Genomic DNA, 17,525 nt, shown 5'->3' with positions numbered 1-17,525 from the left:
GCTACGGCGGCCGGTTTTCCGAAGGATACTAAAGTGGCGCCCATTGTCAGTGGCTGATGCCATTGTTCACTCTAGACTTAAATAAGCTACCCGCAGCACAACTTGCAGTCAGAACAATAAACACAGAGATCGCAGGCGTGGAAAACATAAGACGTTTCAACAGTTTCGCTGAGTTTTACCCGTATTACCTCAGCGAACACAGGAACAGTACCTGTCGTCGACTGCACTTTATCGGCACGACGCTGGTGATCTTCATCCTGGCCGTGACCATCGGCAAAGGCGCCTGGCTGATGTTGCTGGCCTTGCCGCTGGCGGGTTACAGCTTCGCCTGGGTCGGGCATTTTTTTTTCGAAAAAAACCGCCCTGCGACTTTCCAGCATCCGCTTTACAGCCTGCTCGGCGATTTCGTCATGTATCGGGATATGATTCTTGGTCGCGTGCCGTTCTAAGGGCAATCGGTCAAAAGAGGACAGCTGATGAATGCCAACGCCCGTTTCACCCACATGAAGGATGGCACGCAGGAAGACTGGGCGATCATCGCCGCCGACTTCAGCGCCTACGCCCGCCAGCTGCCGTCGCGGATTGTGGCGCACCTGAAATTGCTCGAGGGGGATTTCGGCGGGTTCCCGGTGGACCGGCTGACCCACTCCCTGCAAACCGCCACCCGCGCCTGGCGCGATGGTCGCGACGAAGAATACGTGGTCTGTGCCCTGCTTCACGACATCGGTGACACCCTGGGCTCCTACAACCATCCGGACATCTCCGCGGCGATCCTCAAGCCGTTCGTCAATGCCGAGAATCTGTGGATGGTGGAGAAACACGGGATTTTCCAGGGTTACTACTTCTTCCATCACCTGGGCATGGACCGGCATTTGCGCGAGCAATTCAGCGGCCATCCGCAGTATCAGGCGACGATCGAATTCTGCGCCAAATATGATGCGGCGGCGTTTGACCCGGCGTACGACACCCTGCCGTTGAGTTTTTTCGAGCCGATGATGCAGCGGTTGTTTGCGCAGCCGAAGAATTCGATTTACAAGGCGGCGATGGCGGAGCATGCGCCCGCCTGACAGATCCAGAGTGACTGATCTGGCCCTTTCGCGAGCAAGCCCGCTCCCACAGGGTTCTCTGGCGTTCACAAATGTTGTGTTCACCTCGCCCACTGTGGGAGCGGGCTTGCTCGCGAAGGGGCCCGCACTGACAACATTCCCCTTAAGCCGGCTCCGCGACTTTCACCGCCTTCAGCTGCGCCTCCCGCGTCTGGGCGTCTGCCAAGCGGTACAACTCGATCGAGCCATCCCAATGCTCGATCAACGCCGTGCACGATTCCACCCAATCCCCGCAGTTGAGGTAATCCACCTCCCCCACCTTGCGAATCTCCGCATGGTGAATGTGCCCGCACACCACGCCATGGAGTCCACGCTTCACGCATTCGTGGGCTATGGCCTCTTCAAAATCGCCGATGAAGCTGACCGCTGTCTTCACCTTGTGCTTGAGATACGCCGACAACGACCAGTAGCCATAGCCATAACGGGCGCGCCAATGATTGAGCCAGCGATTGAGGGTCAGGGTGAATTCGTAGGCGGAGTCGCCAAGAAAGGCCAACCAACGGTGATACCGGGTGATCACATCGAACTGGTCACCATGGATCACCAGCAAATGGCGGCCATCGGCAGTGACGTGCACGGCTTCGTCCACCAACTGGATGTTGCCCAGGATCAGCTTCGAGTAACGGCGCAGGAACTCGTCATGGTTGCCGGTGACGTAGATCACCTCGGTGCCGCGCTTGCTCATGGTCAACAAACGACGAATCACATTGGTGTGCGCCTGCGGCCAGTACATGCCGCTGCGCAGTTTCCAGCCGTCGATGATGTCGCCGACCAGGTAGACCTTGTCCGCATGGTAGCCCTTGAGAAACTGCGACAGGTGTTCGGCCTGGCAATCCCGGGTGCCCAGGTGCACATCTGAAATCCACAAGGTTCGCACACGTTGCTTGCGACTGGGTTTGGCGAACTCGGCGCTGGTCATGGGCAACCCTCTGCGATTGTTTGGGCAAGCTTGCGCCGACCGGATTAATTGCCCATGACAGTGGCAAGTCAGTCCCGTGACAGCGCTCGCGTACGCCCTCGGTGTAGACTGGCCGCCTTATTCGGGAGACCTGCGATGAGACCGATCCTCACGCTACGCCAGTACAGCGACGAGCTGATCGTCCACAGCCACGACCACGCGCAACTGGTGTTCGGGCTATCGGGCGCGCTGGATTTCGAGGTCGACGGGCATGGTAGTCGAGTGGTTCAACAGAGTTTCGTGGTGGTGCCCTCCGGTTTTCACCATGCCTGTGGCAGCGCCAATGGCAGCCGTTGCCTGGTGCTGGATGTGCCGGGCGATGAGTGGGTCTTGCAGTCACTGGGGGATCACGCGCATGCCAGCCGTCGTTTGCTCGACAACGCCGGGCGCCTGCCGCTGGATGCCGGGCAAAGCCAACTGGTGAACTGGCTGGCGGCCAGTCAGGTCAACGATCCAGTGATTGCGCAGCAGGGTGCAGTGCTGTTGCTGGCCAGCCTCAACAATGCCTCACCGCAGGCCGTGGGCGGTCGGCGTCTGCCCTATGCGGCGCTCAATGCTCATATTGATCAGTATGCTGCCTACCCGCTGCAAGTCGCCGACCTGGCGCGCATCGCCGGATTGTCCAGCGCCCGGTTGCACGCGCGGTTCGTTGCCGAATGCGGGCAGACCCCGATGGACTATATCCGTAGCCGACGATTGCACATGGCCGTGGGCATGCTGCGGGATTCGGCATTGCCCATCGGCGAGATTGCCAGTCGGGTCGGCTACAGCTCGCAGAGCGCTTTCGCCGCCGCGGTGTTGCGCGAATTTGGCGCCTCGCCTGGCAAATTGCGGCGCGAGGCTGGCGACAAAAATCGCTAGCTTGCCGACAGACACAAGGCCTCACACGGTTCAATGTAGGAGCTGCCGAAGGCTCGGGCCGGTTCGGACAATCTTTTGGTCTTGATTGCTGAGAAGCAAGATCAAAAGATCGCAGCCTGCGGCAGCTCCTACCTTTGGCCGCGTTCACGTTGGTGAATGTCGTCCGGCAGATTCAATGTTTATCAAGGATTGCAATGACTCCACGTACCGCCCTTGGCGCCCTGCATATCGGCGCACTGATGTTTGGCCTGACCGGTGTGTTCGGCAAACTCGCCGTCGCCTCCCCCGCCGTCATCGTTTTCGGGCGTGCCGCGTTTGCCGTACTGGCATTGGCCTTTTTTGCGCGGTTCGCCAGCTCTGCACGCTGGCGCACACTCGAGGCCGTGGACTGGCGCCGGTTGTTGCTCAGTGGCTTGCTGCTGGCCGGGCATTGGGTCAGTTTTTTCATCGCGGTGAAGGTGGCCGGCGTGGCGATCGCGACCCTGGGCTTCGCCAGTTTCCCTGCATTTACCGTGATCCTCGAAGGGTTGATCTTCCGCGAGCGGATTCGCGCCAACGAAATCCTGCTGGTAGTGCTGGTGAGTGTCGGGCTGGTGTTGGTCACCCCGGATTTCGATCTGGACAGTGGCGCCACCACCGGGCTGCTTTGGGCGGTGGCTTCCGGCTTGCTGTTCGCCCTGCTGTCGCTGACCAACCGCGCCAGCTCCGGGCGCATCCCGCCGGTGCAAGCGGCGCTGTGTCAGAACGTGGTGGTCGCGCTGTGCCTGCTGCCGGTGGCGGCACCTCAGTTGAGTGAGGTGCGCGCCCTCGACTGGTTGTGGATCGGCCTGCTCGGGGTGTTTTGCACCGGCGTCGCGCACAGCCTGTTCGTCGCCAGCCTGGCAGTGATCAAGGCGCGAACCGCCGCGGTGGTGTTCGCTCTGGAGCCGGTATACGGGATCACCATGGCCTGGCTGCTGTTCGATGAAAACCCGACGTTGCGAATGCTGCTCGGCGGCGCCTTGATCATCGTCGCCATCGTGGTGTCCAGCCGGCTCTCGGGTGGTTCAAGCAAAAAGACCGTTGCGGCACAAGCCCCGTCTCACTGAGACCGGTCGTTGTGCCCCAGGTCGCGGTCCGGATCGATCCGGTCGCGGACCCGCTGCTTGAGCACCTTGGCCTCGGGGAAACCGCCATCGGCCTTGCGCTCCCAGATCTGCACCTCGTCACAAAAAATGTGGAAGACCCCGCCGGTACCGGGTACCAGTGACACTTTGCCCAGGTCGTCGCCAAAGGTACTGAGCAGTTCCTGGGCCAGCCAGGCGGCACGCAACAGCCATTGGCATTGCGTGCAGTAAGTGATGACGATTTCCGGTTTGTGCACGGTCATGATGGGCAGGATTCCTGAGTCAGGGGGGCGTCGTTATCATAACCGGCTTTATCCTTTGCTCTGTAGGAGCCGGCTTGCTGGCGATGAGATCACTGCGGTCTTTGAGATCGATCGCAGCGATGCCATCGCCAGCAAGCCGGCTCCTACAGATGTTTTGATCTTCAGCGGAGGCCGGCCAGCAAACTCCGGGCGGTCTGCTTGAGTGGCTCGTCGCCGTCCTTGAGCAACTCGTTGAGCAATTCGATGGCGTTGTCCAGGTCGCCGTCATCGATGCAGGTCTGGGCCTGCTCCAGTTTGCCTGCATTGCCGGATTCGGCCGGTTCAAGGTCGATCGCTCCGGTATCCAGCGGCTCAAGCTCCAACGACCCGCCGACGTCAGCGAATTCGTCGAGAAAGTCGTCATCCAGAGGCTGTGCGTCCGGTTCGGCCACCCACTCGAACTCGGGCTCATCCAGCGTCGGCTCGTCAGGCATTTCGAACACATCGGGCAAGACGTGCAGATTCGAGATGAATTCAGGCTCATGGGCACTTGCCGCCTCTTTCGAGGATTCGGCGGCGGACGGTGAAGGGTCGAAGGGGCTGATCAAGTCCCAGCTCGAATCCATCGACAGATCGTCCAGGTTCAACTGGAATTCATCGCCGGCGGCGGCCTGAGGCTGCACAACCGCGGACGGCATGATCGCCGGTGCGATGGCCAAGGCAGCGACAGTGCCCAGCTTCGGATAACGGTCACGCATCTCCTGAAGCTTTTGCGGGTCGAACCCAACGTCACGCAGGCTGGTTTCCTGCGCTTCGTAGGCCGACACGTCACCCTGTCTGCCCAGAACTTCCAGCAGCTGCACGGCCAGATCGGTACGGTTCGGCTCCTTGATCAGCGCCTCTCTCAACAAACCGGCCGCTTCGGAAAAACGGCCATAGGCCAGATAAATGCCGACCCCTTCGAGCACATCGCCCGCCGGCGACTCTTCGCCCTGGCCGGATGCCGGAGCCTGCGTCTGCACGTCCCGATTCAGCACCGGCTCTTGCCGCGATGGTAAAACGGGTAAAGGCTCAGGTACGGTCTGGACCTGCTGTCGCTGACGGCGAACGAACAGTCCGAGCAACGCCAGGGCCACCAGCAACAGCGCTCCGAAGATCAGCGGCCAGTGGGTCGTTTCGATCTTTTCAACCACCACCGGCGCTGAAGCCGCGACGTCTGGCGCAACAGGCTCCACCGGAGCCGACGCCTGTTTGACTTGCGCCAATTGAGCCTGCAACTCGATGACCTGTTTTTTCTGGCCGGCAATATGCTCGTTTTGAGCCTGCAATGTTGCATTCAACTCATCGATCGTGGTTTGCAGCGCCTGGTTCTTCAGGACGCTGACGGCCAGTTGCTCGGCGACAGGATCATTGGCAGGCGCGGCAGCAGGTTGATCGGCGGGCGGGACAGGCGGCTTTTTGCTTTTCACCGAAGGTGGCGCAGCAACGGCCGGCTCGACGCTCGGGAATGCCGATGATTGGGTGCTGGCAACCGGTTCGTCAGCCACCGGAACAATCCCCGGTGAGCCCGGCGGGTCGATCAACACCGTGTATTCGCGCAGCAAGCGTCCGTTGGGCTGATTGATCTGCACAAGGAAATTGAGGAAAGGTTCATTGACCGGCTTGTTGGAGCTCACCCGGACAAATCGGCGATTGCCGCGCAGGATCGGTGTGAACTTCAGGTCGTTGAGGAAGAACACCCGATCCACGCCGGCGCGGCTGAATTCTTCTGCCGTCGCCAGGCTGACCGATAACTCGCCCTGCGCAAGGTCCGTGGCGTCCATCAGGGCGATGTCGGCGCGCAGGGGTTGATTGAGCGCCGAATGCAGGGTGATTTCACCCAAGCCCAGTGCAGGCGCCAATGCCGGATAGGAAACAGCACCACCGACCAGCAGCAGCCTGGCGCAACACCGCAATACCACGTGCAAACTCTCGAGCATGAGCATCCCTTGGATAACCGGAACCAACCTTGAATGTGTTCGCACATCCGGTACGAACACGATATTGCCGACTAGTTCTTTATAATCTGCCCAACGGGGTATCTCAAAGGACCGGCACGCGGTTATCCCTCAAGATTTTTCCAGGTTAGCCAGTATGTGTCCGTGCACTCTCATGCAGATTTTCAGATCCGCTTCATCAACGCCCTCGAACAGCTCGTGACGCAGTTGGGTGGCAATGGTTTCAATTTGTTCGATCAAGGGACGGGCCGGAGCACAGAGGACGATTTTTTTTGCCCGGCGGTCTTCCAGCACCGATTGACGTTGCACCAGTCCCTGGCTTTCCAGGCTGTCGAGCAATCGCGCCAGGGTCGGCCCTTCTACGCCGACGCTTTGCGCCAGTTCGCGCTGAGTGGGTGCATCTTCGAAACGCGCCAGGTGCAGCAGCACCAGCCAGCGTGCCTGGGACAATCCGAGGCCAGCCAGGCGGCGGTCCAGTTCGGCACGCCAGCCACGGGACATCTGGGCCAGTTGCATGCCAAAGCGGTGTTGATCGGTGAACGGCATAAAACACTCATGATTAGGCTGAAAATAGAGAAATACTAATTATTAGTCAGCTAAGCATGACCCTTGGCTATAGGCAAGGGTCGCTATGTACTGAATCGTTACATCTCTCCTTCAGATTTCAAATTCCGACTGCAGGGCGGCACGAACACAGTACAAAACACCTTCCGGCACTCGTCCGGCGAACAGCGCGGCAATCTCCGAAACCGCTGGCAACTCACCCTCGCCGTCAAGGAACGCGTCCTGCACTTCGCCCATCAAGTCCTCGGGTAGATCCAGCGCCTGCTCCAGCGACAATTGCTGCTTGCCAATCGCTTCGGCGAGCATGGTGTAGACATTCTTTTCCGAGCATTGCAGTTGACCGGCAATCTGCAACGGGGTCATGCCGGCACGCGCCAGGGTAATCAGCTCATGGCGCACGTCGGCCACCACTGGCGGCGCCTCGACCTGGCCGCCTAGCACTTCGAGGAAGGCCTGGCCATAACGTTCCAGTTTGCGTGCGCCGACACCACTGACCGTGGCCATCGCCGCCAGCGAGGTGGGCTGGCTGCGCAGCATTTCCAGCAGGGTGGAGTCGGGGAAGATGACGTAGGGCGGCACACCATGCTCTTCGGCGAGTTTGCGACGCAGGGCGCGCAAGGCTTCCCACTGTTCGCGTTCTTCGCCGCGAACCAGCTGGCTCGCCTGGCTCTTGCTGCTTTTGGCAGTGGTTTGCGGCTTGAGGTCGCGACGCAGTTCCAGGGCCACCTCGCCCTTGAGCAAGGGCCGGCAGCTGTCACTCAGGCGCAAGCCGCCATAGCCTTCGAGGTCGATGTCGGCCAGGCCCCGGGCAACCAGCTGGCGGAACAGGGAGCGCCATTCACCTTCGGCCATCGCCTTGCCGACACCGTAGACCGACAGGTGCTGATGACCAATGCTGCGGATCTTTTCGTTGTCCTTGCCCAGCAGTACGTCCACAAGATGCCCGACGCCATAGCGCTGGCCGGTGCGGTAGATCGCCGAGAGCGCCTGGCGGGCCGGCTCGGTGGCGTCCCAGGTCTGCACGCCGTCGACGCAGTTGTCGCAATGGCCGCAGGGTTCGGGCATGTCTTCGTCGAAATAAGCCAGCAGTGTCTGGCGGCGGCAGCGGGTTTCTTCGCAAAGCGAGAGCATCGCGTCGAGCTTGTGCTGCTCCAGGCGCTTGTGACGTTCGTCGCCCTCGGAGTTCTGCAACATCTGCTTGAGCATCACCACGTCTTGCAGGCCGTAGGCCATCCAGGCATCCGCTGGCAGACCATCACGACCGCCGCGCCCGGTTTCCTGATAATAAGCTTCAAGGGATTTGGGCAAATCGAGGTGAGCGACGAAGCGCACGTTGGGTTTATCTATGCCCATGCCAAATGCCACGGTGGCGACCATGATCAGGCCTTCCTCATTGAGGAAGCGTTTCTGGTGGTGGGCCCGGGTCTCGTTGGCCAGGCCGGCGTGATAGGGCAGCGCCGGGAACCCTTGTTCGCTGAGGAACACCGCGACTTCGTCGACCTTCTTGCGCGACAGGCAATAGACGATGCCGGCATCGCTGCGCCGTTCGGCCAGGAACGCCAGCAACTGCTTGCGCGGCTGCTCCTTGGGCACGATGCGGTAGAAAATGTTCGGGCGGTCGAAGCTCGAGAGAAAACGCTCGGCATCCTGCAAATGCAGGCGATCGACGATTTCTTCCCGGGTGCGCTTGTCGGCGGTCGCGGTCAGGGCGATGCGCGGGACATGGGGGAACAGTTCCGCCAGCTGGCCCAGTTGCAGGTATTCGCGGCGGAAGTCGTGGCCCCACTGGGACACGCAATGCGCTTCATCAATGGCGAACAGGGCGATTTCAAGGCTTTGCAGGAACGCCAGCATGCGCGGTTGAACCAGGCGCTCGGGCGCGAGATAGAGCATCTTCACTTCACCGCGCTTGATCCGGGCGGCCAGGTCCCGTTGCTGCTCGGCGCTCAGTGTGGAATTCAGGGCGGCCGCGGCGACACCCAGTTCTTCGAGGGTCGCGACCTGATCGTCCATCAGCGCGATCAGCGGCGAGACCACCACCGCCAGCCCTTCGCGCAGCAGGGCCGGCACCTGGAAGCACAGGGACTTGCCGCCACCGGTAGGCATCAACACCAGGGCATCGCCGCCGCTGGCCACGCGCTCAATGATTGCACCCTGGCGGCCACGGAAACTGTCGTAGCCGAAGATGTCCTTGAGGACGCGTTGAGCCTGTTCGAGCATAAAAACTCCAGAAATCACCAAAAACATCCCTGCAAGACTGGTCCAGAACCACGCAGGCTGCACTGACGAATAGTAAGTGCGCATTGCATGACGCTTGAAATCTCAGCCGTAGCGCCGGCAGGGCATCGCAAAACGCGCGAGTATACCCGACGCCCGTCCGGCGAAGGGTGCCGCTGAGAAGACACACGCAACCCAATGCCGATCCTCCTGTGGGAACTGGCTTGTCGGATCGCCGCACCGCAGCGAACGCGTCTTCATGAGCACTGCAAAGCTCAAGACCGCCTTCGCTGGCAAGCCAGCGCCTACAGGGTTCGGTGCTTCCACAATCCATCGGTACACAGCGTTTGTGTGTTTTCCACCCTGCAGGAGCAGTGTGCCGGGGTGCAAATATCCCGCGCGGCTGGCCTGACCGCTCAAGAAGGCCTAGAATTCCCGCATCTGTTTAATTCCCCAAGGTAGCCCTTTAATGTCCTTCGCTGAGCAACTAACCCGCCTGCAAGTCTTCCTCGACGCCGACGAACTGCATGACGAGGCGCTGGACTACGTGGCCGCCCACGGCTACCTCACCGCGCTGTCGATCTGCTCCGAAAGCGTTCCGGACCGTGAGTGGATCGACGCACTCTTCGCCGAAGAGCCGCATTACGCCGACGACACCGAGCGTGAAGCGATCGAATCCACCCTGCTGGCCCTCAAGGCTCATATCGCTCGCCAATTGGCGTCCGATGAAGAGTTCGAGCTGCCCTGCGACCTGGACCTGGGTGAAGAGCCGGATGATTCCGACTTGCGCGGCTGGTGCATCGGTTTCATGGAGGGCGTGTTCCTGCGCGAAGCGGCCTGGTTCGAAACCGCCGAAGACGAAGTCAGCGAAATGCTGCTGCCGATCATGGTCGGCTCGGGTCTGTTCGATGAGCAGCCAGAGTTCGAAGACATCGCCAAAGACGCCAACCTGATGGACGACATGATCGTACAGATCCCGGAAGCCCTGACCGCGCTGTACCTGCTGTGCCAGGCGCCAGACGAAAAACCGGCGATCCTCAAGCCACGTCACCACTAAGGTTTTGCCTATGGACAACCCCATAGGCAACCGCTCCTTGATGTTGCGCTACGTGTTGCTGGTCATCGGCTGGCTGAGCGTAGCGCTGGGGGTGATCGGGATTTTCCTGCCGGTGTTGCCCACCACGCCCTTCCTGTTGCTGGCGGCGGCCTGTTTCGCCCGCAGCTCCCCGCGTTTTTACCATTGGCTGGTAGAGCACCCGCGGCTTGGACCCTGGATTCGCAACTACCTCGATGGCAATGGCATCCCGCTCAAGGGCAAGGTGTATGCCATCGGATTGATGTGGGCGAGCATCCTGCTTTCCTGCTACCTGGTGCCACTGCCTTGGGCGCGTGCGTTCATGCTGACCAGTGCAGTGCTGGTAACGGTTTATATCCTCAAGCAGAAAACCCTGCACAAGTCTTGAGATTCAAGCCCTTGCGGTGAAGATCGCAACCTTGGGCAGCTCCAGGATGTGGTTGAACCCGGTCGGCACAGGAACCGGGCGGGACCTTTTGCGTGACAGGCCGACAATTTGCCCTCCTTCGCCGCAAACTCCACCTAGACTTCAGGCATCTGCGCCAGAGTAGCCAGACATGCCCACGGCCAGTCGACATAGCAAGGAGCGTGTTCATGTCGTTGCGCAAACAATTGTTTATCGCTATTTGCCTGTTCCTGCTGGTGGCGTTCAGTGGCAGCTTTTTTGTCGGCCTGGAAAGCTCCCGGGAGCAGATGCTCGGCCAGTTGCGCTCCCACGCCCAGGACACCGCCACGGCGCTGGGGTTATCACTGACCACGCAAATCCACGACCCGGCGATGATCCAGTTGATGGTCAGTTCGATTTTCGACAGCGGCTATTTCAGCAGCATCCGGATCATTAACCTCGAGAACGAGCAGGTGCTGGTCGAACGCAGCGCAGCGGCATTGGCCGAGGGCGTTCCCGGCTGGTTCGTCAGTCTGGTCAACCTTCACCCTCAAGGTGGCGACGCCCTGATCATGCGCGGCTGGGAACAGATCGCGCGCGTCGAAGTGCTGAGCAATCCGCAGTTCGCCCTGGCCAAACTCTGGGACAGCACCCTGGGCAGCCTGATCTGGTTGTTGGTGTGCGGATTGCTCAGCGCCGTGTTCGGTGGCTGGTTGTTGCAGCGCCAATTCCGTCCGCTCGAGGCGATGGTCAAGCAGGCCGAAGCCATCAGCAAACGCGAGTTCCTCAGCCTGCCGAAACTGCCGCGCACACCTGAACTGAAACGCGTGGTGCTGGCCATGAACCAGATGGTCGAGAAACTCAAGGCGCTGTTCACCGAAGAGGCCGCGCGCAGTGAAAAACTGCGGGCGCAATCCTATCAGGACAGCCTGACCGGCCTGGCCAACCGACGCTTGCTGGATGAACAGCTGGCCGACCATCTGCTGGTTTGCGAGCAAAGCAGTGACGGCCATTTGCTGATGCTGCGGATCAACGATCTGGTTGGCCTCAACCAACGCCTCGGTGGCCAGCGCACCGACGCCTTGATCAGCACCGTTGGCGAATTGCTGACGCGCCTGACTCAGGTACCGGAGCGTCGTACCTGGCTGGCGGCGCGTAATCGCGGTGGCGAATTCAGCCTGCTGACACCGGGGCTGGGCAGCCAGGATGCCGCACGCCTGGCCGCCGAAATCAGCGCCACCCTGGAAAACCTGCGCCTGACCGGCGCCAGCGATTGCATGCCGGTGGCGCATTTGGGAATAGTCGCTTTCCAACCCGGCGAGTCGGCCAGGAACGTGCTGCTGCGACTGGATCAGGCGCTGACTGAAGCCCAAGGCCATCCCGAGCGCCCGTGGAGACTCCTGAGCGACAGCGTCAACGCCCCCAACCAGACCCAATACGACTGGCAAACCTGGATCGACGATGCCCTGACCGAAGGCAAGATGCAGCTGTATTTCCAACCGGTGGTGCAATGCGCCGACACCAGCCAGGTGCTGCATCACAAAGTCCTCGCGCGCCTGCTCGATCCCCGGGGCGAGGCGATTGCCGCCGGACTTTTCCTGCCGTGGGTCGAACGTCTCGGCTGGTCGGCGCGGTTCGATCTGGCGATGCTCGAAGCGACCCTCGACTACCTCTTGGACAACCGCTGGCCGCTGGCATTGAGCTTGTCGGGCAGCACCCTGCGCGATCAGGCGCAACTGCACAAGATCCTCGACATGCTCGAATCACTGCCTGAACTGGCCCCGCTGCTGACCCTGGAAATCGATGAACGCCAACTGCCTCCCCCAGAGCAATTGCAGGGTCTGTGCCACAGCTTGCTCGACACCGGCTACCGCATCGGCTTGCAGCATTTTGGGGGCTGCTTCAGCCAGATCGGCAACCTCACGCAACTGGGGCTGGCTTACCTGAAGATCGATGGGGCCTACATCCGGGGCATCGATGGGCAGCAAGACAAGCGGCTGTTCATCGAGGCCATGTTTCGGGCGACAAACAGTATCGACTTGCCGCTGATCGCGGAAATGGTCGAGAGCAAGGGCGAGCTGGAGGTGATCAGGGCGTTGGGGGTGTTTGGCGTGATGGGGCGGTTGATCGGGCCGCCGGAGCCGATGTGACTCATCAATTGAACCAAGTCATCGTTCTTCGCCGACAAGCCGGTCTCCCACAGTTGATCTGAGGTGTTCACACACAGTGAGTTCGCAGAAGATCCAATGTGGAAGCGAGACCGGCTCGCTCGCGAAGGCTATCTTGCAGGCGAGGCATTTATCCAGGCTCCTGGCAAAAAACCCGCCCTCTCTTCTCTCGGAGATGGCGGGTATTGTCGTTTCAGCTCAAACCGTATCCACCTTCAACGAATGATCATTCAACATCCCGTTGATGATCGTCGCCGTATCCTGCCCACCCGCAACCACTCCGCCCGCCCCCGGCGTGACGCCGTAATGGCTGGCCAGGTTGATGCCCGCCAGGTCGATGGTCTGGTTCGGCGCGGCGCCGGCCATGCCGCTGACGTCGATGCTGGTGATGAGGGAGTCGCCGCTACCGCTGATTTTGAAATGCAAATAGTCATCCAGCGAGGCCGCAGTGGCATTTTCCCCTTGCAGCAGTTGCGACAGGTCAAGCCTGTCGGTGCCCGGCGTGAAATCGGTGACCACATCGTGGCCGCTGTTGCCCTTGAGCCACTGGAAGGTGTCCGCGCCGGCGCCGCCGGTGAGACTGTTGTTGCCCAAACCGCCGATCAGGAAGTCATCACCCTCCCCGCCATTGAGGATGTCGTTGCCCAAACCACCATCGAGCAGGTCGTTGCCCGCTCCGCTGAACAACGAGTCATTGCCGGCCTCGCCGTGCAGGGTGTCGTTGCCGCTGCCGGCGGTCAGCACATCATTGCCGTCGCCGGCATTGATAAGGTTATCGCCGATGCCCGCCACCAACACATCATCGCCCGCGGTGCCGACAAGGGTGTGACCCTCCTGATAACTGATGGTCACGGCCGCGCTGTCGCTGCCGCCATGGTTGTCGCTGGCGGTGTAGGTGCCGTGGTAATCCGGGGTGAAGTCCTGGGCGCCGGAGTAATTGACGGTCATGGTCAATGTGTAGTTTTCCGCACCGTTGCCACCGTGTCCCGGGCCGTCGGGGATATTGGTGATGTGGATCTGGTAACTGGCGTCCGAGGTTGCGGTGATGGTCTGGCCGTCGGCGATGGCAATGAAAGCGCCACCGTTGACGGAGTACTCCATCGCGACTTGGCCGGCAGTCAGGTTGTGGTCCAGGTTAAGGGTTTCACCCTGTTTGAGGTTGACGGTAATGCGGTCCTCATCGTTGGCATTGGCGTGGGTGACTTTGCCCAGGTAACCGCTGACGACCAGCACCGCGGTCATGGTGGCCGCATTCGCGGTAAAGGCGCTGCGCACGTTCGCCAGCGTCTGGTTCGGCGAGCAATCCTGGCGGTCGGTGAAGTTGATCGCCCCGGTGCCGATGAAGTCCGCACCTTTGGCGATCCAGCCGGTATTGAAGGTAGTGGGTGCTGCTGTGAGCGGGTCACCATCGGGATCGCTATCGTTGGCCAGCAGCCACTCACCCGGGAGCACGACGCTGCCCGACAGCACGTTGGTGATGACGTGGTCATCGACCGCCACCGGTGCCCCGTTCGGAATGACCTTGACCACCAGCGTCGAGCTGGCCAGGTCGCCGTCGTTGTCGCTGAGGGTGAAGCCGATGTTTTCGGTAAGCACCACCGCCGTGGTTTTCTGCGAGGTGTAGGTATACTCGCCCGTGTCGAGGTGCACCAGCAGCGTACCTTTGTTGTCGGTGGCGATGCTCAGGGTGTTGTTGGCGGTGTTGAAGGTGCCGTGATTGGCGCCTCCGCTGAAGTTCAGCGAACCCTGGTGGCCGTCGCCTTTGGGGTTATAGGTGTACGTCGTGCCATCCACCGTGATGGATTTGATGAACCCGCCATCGGCACCGAATGAACCGCCCTCGCCCAGCAGCGACCCGGAGAGCGGTGTGCCGACCACGGTGCCCGAGAGTACCGAGTCGAGCTGGCCGAGGTCCTTGACGATCACGGCGTTGGTGTCGGTGCCGGTACTGCCGTCATAGGCCAGTGGATCGAGGCTGTCGTTGCTGACGCCCTTGCCCAGGCCGATCGCGTAGTTCTTGATGTCATTGGCTTCGAGGAAGGCTTTCCAGGCCGCTTCATCCGATCTGCCGATAGACCCTTCGTTGGGTTTGCCGTCGGAGAAGAAGTAACCGACGTTCTGCGCTCCCGTCAGTTTGCCTTCGGTGTCGAACGCGGTTTTCGCCACGGCCACGGCCGCATCGTAGTTGGTGTCCCCTCCCGCCTTGAGGCCGGCGATGATCGACTTGGCCGTTGCCACATCGACCCAGACCGAGGTCTTGTCCGAAGCGTTGCTGCTGAAGGTGACAATCTGCACTTTCACGTCGCCCAGGTCGTCGTACTTGTCGAGCAAGGCGCTGAGCGCCTGCTTGGCCAGCGCCAGCCGCGACAGGCCGTTGACCCCGGAAGCGTCGGCCATGCTGCCGGACACGTCGATCACCAGCAACAGGTTGGTGTCGATCTGCGAGGCCGTCACGGAACGCTCGGCAGCGACGGCTTGGGGCAGATCATCGACAATGTTGACGTTGATCTGGCCCGAGGCCGTGCTGCCGTCGCTATCGGTGGCCACCACATTGAAATTCTCGGTGATGCTGTTGGCGCCCCGGGCATTGGGATGGTTTTCGTTATCCTCCAGCGTGTAGCTGTAATGGACCACGCCGGTGGCCGGGTTGTAACCGGTGATGGTCAGGGTGTTGCCCAAGGCCGTCACGATCGATTGCGGGAAGCCGACGGCGACACCGCCGGTCATCACGGCGATACCGCCCACGGTCAAGGTTTGCAGACCGTCCGGGGCGATGACCCTGAAGCTGCCGCTTTGGGTCAGGGCCGATTCGTCGGGACAGGAGCCGTCGCAGAGGTTTTTCTCATAGACCGTCAACTCCCCACAGTCGACGTCCAGGCCCTTGATGATGACCGGGTCATTGTTGTTGTGGATGTTCAGCACCAGGTTGGCGGTGCTGGCATCGCCATCGGCATCGGTGAGGGTGTAGGTGAAGGTTTCCGTGCCGCTGCCGCCACCGTGCAGGGCTTTGAAGTCGGCGTCGCCGGTATTGAGGGTGTAGGTGTAGGTGCCGTTGGCATTGAGCACCAGGGTGCCGTAGGTGCCGTTGAAGGTACCGGGGGTGATCGGGCCGCTGCCGTGGCCGGTCGGCACCTGATCGGCGCCTTGCACGTCGTTGTTCAGCACGTTGCCATTGAGCTGCAGCCGGGCTTCCGAGACCGTGCGGGCATGGCTGTCGTTCACGGCGCCGGGCAGGTCGTCGACAATGTTGACGTTGATCTGCCCCGAGGCGGTGCTGCCATCAGTGTCGATGGCGACCACGTTGAAGTCTTCGCTGATGCTGTTGGCGCCGTTGGCGTTCGGATGGGTTTCATTATCCAGCAGGGTATAGCTGTAGCTGACCACGCCAGTGACCGGGTTGTAACCGGTAATGGTCAACGTATTGCCCAACGGGGTGACGATCGATTGCGGGAAACCTGCGGCCACGCCGCCACTGATCACAGTGATCCCGCCGATGATCAGGGTGCTCAGCCCGTCCGGTGCGGACACGGTGAAGGTACTGCTCTGCGTCAGCGCACCGGGGTTGCGGGCAGAACCGTCGGCCAGGTTCGCTTCGTTCAGCGTCAGTTCGCCCCCTGACACCGACAGGCCGGTGAGCGTGACCGGATTATCCACATCGTCCGGCACGTCCGGCACGTCGCCTGTACCCCCTGCGCCGCCAGCCCCGCCAGCCCCGCCAGCGCCCCCTGCCCCTCCTGCACCGTCATCGCCGTTGTCCGGACCATCGGCCAAACGTTCCAGGGGAAATTCCGGAATACCGTTGAAGCCCGCAGTGGGGAAACCCAGTGTGGGATCGACCCGACCCGCCACTTCTTCCAGCAGCACAAAACTATGGCCGCCACCCAACGCACCCTTGGCATTGCCGTTGCCGGGACCGGCCGCCGTGGCTTCGCCGGTCTGGGTCGGGTCGGCCCCCGCCGCGATCGCTTTTTGCAATTGCTCGACGTCGGTCAGTTGCGCCTGACTCGGCGTCACCGCTTCGGTGGTGTTCACATGAGGCGCCTGGTGAGCCAGCAGCCGGGAAGTCATTTGCAGGCTGCTGCCACGACCCAATGTCAGGTCCTGGCCATTTTGCAGATGCACCGCCACCGCCCCTTCGGCACCGGTAAGCAGTTGCTCGCCGGCGAACAGCCGATCGCCCTCGATCAAGGCGCGCCGGGTGCCGTCGCTTGCAACCGCGAACACCTGACCGATGACCTTACTGACGATACCGATGAGCTTAGCCATGAGCACTTCCTCCGCTGCCAACTGCTGTCGGCATCTGATTTGCGAAGATCGTGCTCATGGCTCAAGCAGGTCACAAGTCGGGTCGTCACCGGACGGGCTTATGGAGGTAAGCCGCTGCCCTGGCGACAGATTCGCCATGTGTTTCGCTCGTAGGCGCCGTGTGCGCACCGGGATAAACCCTATGCAATCAATAGCATCGGGGTCCACTGGCGCCACAACGTGCCTGCGAGTGAATGCGTAACGGTATTGAAGCACCAGAGTGACAAAAAACCGTCACCCAAAAACCGTCACGCTTCCCTCCCCTTCCAGCACTTTCCCGCCCTATGTCGATAAATGGAATGAACTTTCCTCAAACCCTGAGAAGCTCCCTAAAGCTCCTGAATCAAGGGCTTTCGTAATGAACAATGTGCTGGATTTTGCAGAGCGCATAAGTTTTTTTCTGCATAAGCCTTATGAGAAATTCTTCTTAGGTCCGCTCTAGAATGTTCTTAGCTCTGTTGTTACAGGCATGAAACGGTTTGGAAGATAAAAGTCGTCAAATAATTGGCGACTGGTGAGCACCATCAGGACTTCAGGGAGA

At 60.8% G+C, this 17,525-nt stretch carries 13 protein-coding genes; 7 read left to right on the top strand and 6 right to left on the bottom strand.

The window, feature by feature from the left end:
* Nucleotides 1-137: 137 nt before the first annotated feature.
* Together J2W17_RS01225 and J2W17_RS01220 are read left to right on the top strand one after the other, a co-directional pair.
* The gene (locus J2W17_RS01225) at nucleotides 138-449 is read left to right on the top strand and encodes a DUF962 domain-containing protein (protein WP_307327954.1); all 312 of its coding nucleotides are present in this window, start codon (nucleotides 138-140) and stop codon (nucleotides 447-449) included.
* Between the two features lie 27 nt (nucleotides 450-476).
* Complete coding sequence (locus J2W17_RS01220) at nucleotides 477-1,067, top strand: HD domain-containing protein (RefSeq protein WP_307327951.1); 591 nt, start codon at nucleotides 477-479, stop codon at nucleotides 1,065-1,067.
* A gap of 142 nt (nucleotides 1,068-1,209) precedes the next feature.
* On the opposite strand, the gene J2W17_RS01215 is transcribed toward J2W17_RS01220, so the two are convergent.
* On the bottom strand, nucleotides 1,210-2,025 hold the full coding sequence (locus J2W17_RS01215) for a UDP-2,3-diacylglucosamine diphosphatase (RefSeq protein ID WP_307327948.1): 816 nt from the start codon (nucleotides 2,023-2,025) through the stop codon (nucleotides 1,210-1,212).
* 135 nt (nucleotides 2,026-2,160) lie between these two features.
* On the opposite strand from J2W17_RS01215, the gene J2W17_RS01210 reads away from it, so the two are divergent.
* Nucleotides 2,161-2,925, top strand: coding sequence for a helix-turn-helix transcriptional regulator (locus tag J2W17_RS01210; protein WP_307327945.1), 765 nt, complete (start codon nucleotides 2,161-2,163; stop codon nucleotides 2,923-2,925).
* A 194-nt stretch (nucleotides 2,926-3,119) separates the two neighbouring features.
* Nucleotides 3,120-4,013, top strand: coding sequence for a DMT family transporter (locus J2W17_RS01205; protein WP_307327942.1), 894 nt, complete (start codon nucleotides 3,120-3,122; stop codon nucleotides 4,011-4,013).
* Here J2W17_RS01205 and J2W17_RS01200 read toward each other — a convergent pair.
* The 4 genes from J2W17_RS01200 to recQ form a co-directional block, all read right to left on the bottom strand.
* Nucleotides 4,007-4,294 carry a SelT/SelW/SelH family protein gene (locus J2W17_RS01200; protein WP_307327940.1) on the bottom strand — a complete coding sequence of 96 codons (288 nt, stop codon included), beginning with the start codon at nucleotides 4,292-4,294 and terminating at the stop codon, nucleotides 4,007-4,009. The genes J2W17_RS01205 and J2W17_RS01200 overlap by 7 nt on opposite strands.
* A gap of 161 nt (nucleotides 4,295-4,455) precedes the next feature.
* Nucleotides 4,456-6,252: a FimV/HubP family polar landmark protein gene (locus J2W17_RS01195; RefSeq protein ID WP_307327937.1), complete on the bottom strand. Its 1,797-nt coding sequence runs from the start codon at nucleotides 6,250-6,252 to the stop codon at nucleotides 4,456-4,458.
* 129 nt (nucleotides 6,253-6,381) lie between these two features.
* Nucleotides 6,382-6,816 carry a MarR family transcriptional regulator gene (locus J2W17_RS01190; RefSeq protein ID WP_307327934.1) on the bottom strand — a complete coding sequence of 145 codons (435 nt, stop codon included), beginning with the start codon at nucleotides 6,814-6,816 and terminating at the stop codon, nucleotides 6,382-6,384.
* Between the two features lie 111 nt (nucleotides 6,817-6,927).
* Nucleotides 6,928-9,054, bottom strand: coding sequence for a DNA helicase RecQ (gene recQ, locus J2W17_RS01185; RefSeq protein ID WP_307327931.1), 2,127 nt, complete (start codon nucleotides 9,052-9,054; stop codon nucleotides 6,928-6,930).
* A gap of 466 nt (nucleotides 9,055-9,520) precedes the next feature.
* Here recQ and J2W17_RS01180 point away from each other — a divergent pair, with 466 nt between their 5' ends.
* The 3 genes from J2W17_RS01180 to lapD all read left to right on the top strand — a co-directional run bounded on the left by J2W17_RS01180 (nucleotide 9,521) and on the right by lapD (nucleotide 12,661).
* Nucleotides 9,521-10,108, top strand: a complete 588-nt coding sequence (locus J2W17_RS01180) for a UPF0149 family protein (RefSeq protein ID WP_030130067.1) — start codon at nucleotides 9,521-9,523, stop codon at nucleotides 10,106-10,108.
* 10 nt (nucleotides 10,109-10,118) lie between these two features.
* Nucleotides 10,119-10,514: a YbaN family protein gene (locus tag J2W17_RS01175; protein WP_307327925.1), complete on the top strand. Its 396-nt coding sequence runs from the start codon at nucleotides 10,119-10,121 to the stop codon at nucleotides 10,512-10,514.
* Nucleotides 10,515-10,720: 206 nt separating this feature from the next.
* Complete coding sequence (lapD, locus tag J2W17_RS01170) at nucleotides 10,721-12,661, top strand: cyclic di-GMP receptor LapD (RefSeq protein WP_307327923.1); 1,941 nt, start codon at nucleotides 10,721-10,723, stop codon at nucleotides 12,659-12,661.
* A gap of 216 nt (nucleotides 12,662-12,877) precedes the next feature.
* Here the strand turns inward: lapD and J2W17_RS01165 are convergent, their stop codons facing one another.
* On the bottom strand, nucleotides 12,878-16,945 hold the full coding sequence (locus tag J2W17_RS01165; protein WP_307327921.1) for a retention module-containing protein: 4,068 nt from the start codon (nucleotides 16,943-16,945) through the stop codon (nucleotides 12,878-12,880).
* Nucleotides 16,946-17,525 lie beyond the last annotated feature (580 nt).

Source organism: Pseudomonas lini (assembly GCF_030812475.1).
GTDB classification, from domain to species: Bacteria; Pseudomonadota; Gammaproteobacteria; order Pseudomonadales; family Pseudomonadaceae; genus Aquipseudomonas; species Aquipseudomonas lini_A.
The sequence above is the reverse complement of the archived record's forward strand: the minus strand, read 5'-3'. Positions and strand labels throughout refer to the sequence as shown.

Excerpts from the sequence above, each read along its gene's own strand:
- J2W17_RS01220 (WP_307327951.1), top strand. The coding sequence starts at position 477 with ATGAATGCCAACGCCCGTTTCACCCACATGAAGGATGGCACGCAGGAA.
- J2W17_RS01215 (WP_307327948.1), bottom strand. The coding sequence starts at position 2,025 with ATGACCAGCGCCGAGTTCGCCAAACCCAGTCGCAAGCAACGTGTGCGA.
- J2W17_RS01210 (WP_307327945.1), top strand. The coding sequence starts at position 2,161 with ATGAGACCGATCCTCACGCTACGCCAGTACAGCGACGAGCTGATCGTC.
- J2W17_RS01205 (WP_307327942.1), top strand. The coding sequence starts at position 3,120 with ATGACTCCACGTACCGCCCTTGGCGCCCTGCATATCGGCGCACTGATG.
- J2W17_RS01200 (WP_307327940.1), bottom strand. The coding sequence starts at position 4,294 with ATGACCGTGCACAAACCGGAAATCGTCATCACTTACTGCACGCAATGC.
- J2W17_RS01195 (WP_307327937.1), bottom strand. The coding sequence starts at position 6,252 with ATGCTCGAGAGTTTGCACGTGGTATTGCGGTGTTGCGCCAGGCTGCTG.
- J2W17_RS01190 (WP_307327934.1), bottom strand. The coding sequence starts at position 6,816 with ATGCCGTTCACCGATCAACACCGCTTTGGCATGCAACTGGCCCAGATG.
- recQ (WP_307327931.1), bottom strand. The coding sequence starts at position 9,054 with ATGCTCGAACAGGCTCAACGCGTCCTCAAGGACATCTTCGGCTACGAC.
- J2W17_RS01180 (WP_030130067.1), top strand. The coding sequence starts at position 9,521 with ATGTCCTTCGCTGAGCAACTAACCCGCCTGCAAGTCTTCCTCGACGCC.
- J2W17_RS01175 (WP_307327925.1), top strand. The coding sequence starts at position 10,119 with ATGGACAACCCCATAGGCAACCGCTCCTTGATGTTGCGCTACGTGTTG.
- lapD (WP_307327923.1), top strand. The coding sequence starts at position 10,721 with ATGTCGTTGCGCAAACAATTGTTTATCGCTATTTGCCTGTTCCTGCTG.
- J2W17_RS01165 (WP_307327921.1), bottom strand. The coding sequence starts at position 16,945 with ATGGCTAAGCTCATCGGTATCGTCAGTAAGGTCATCGGTCAGGTGTTC.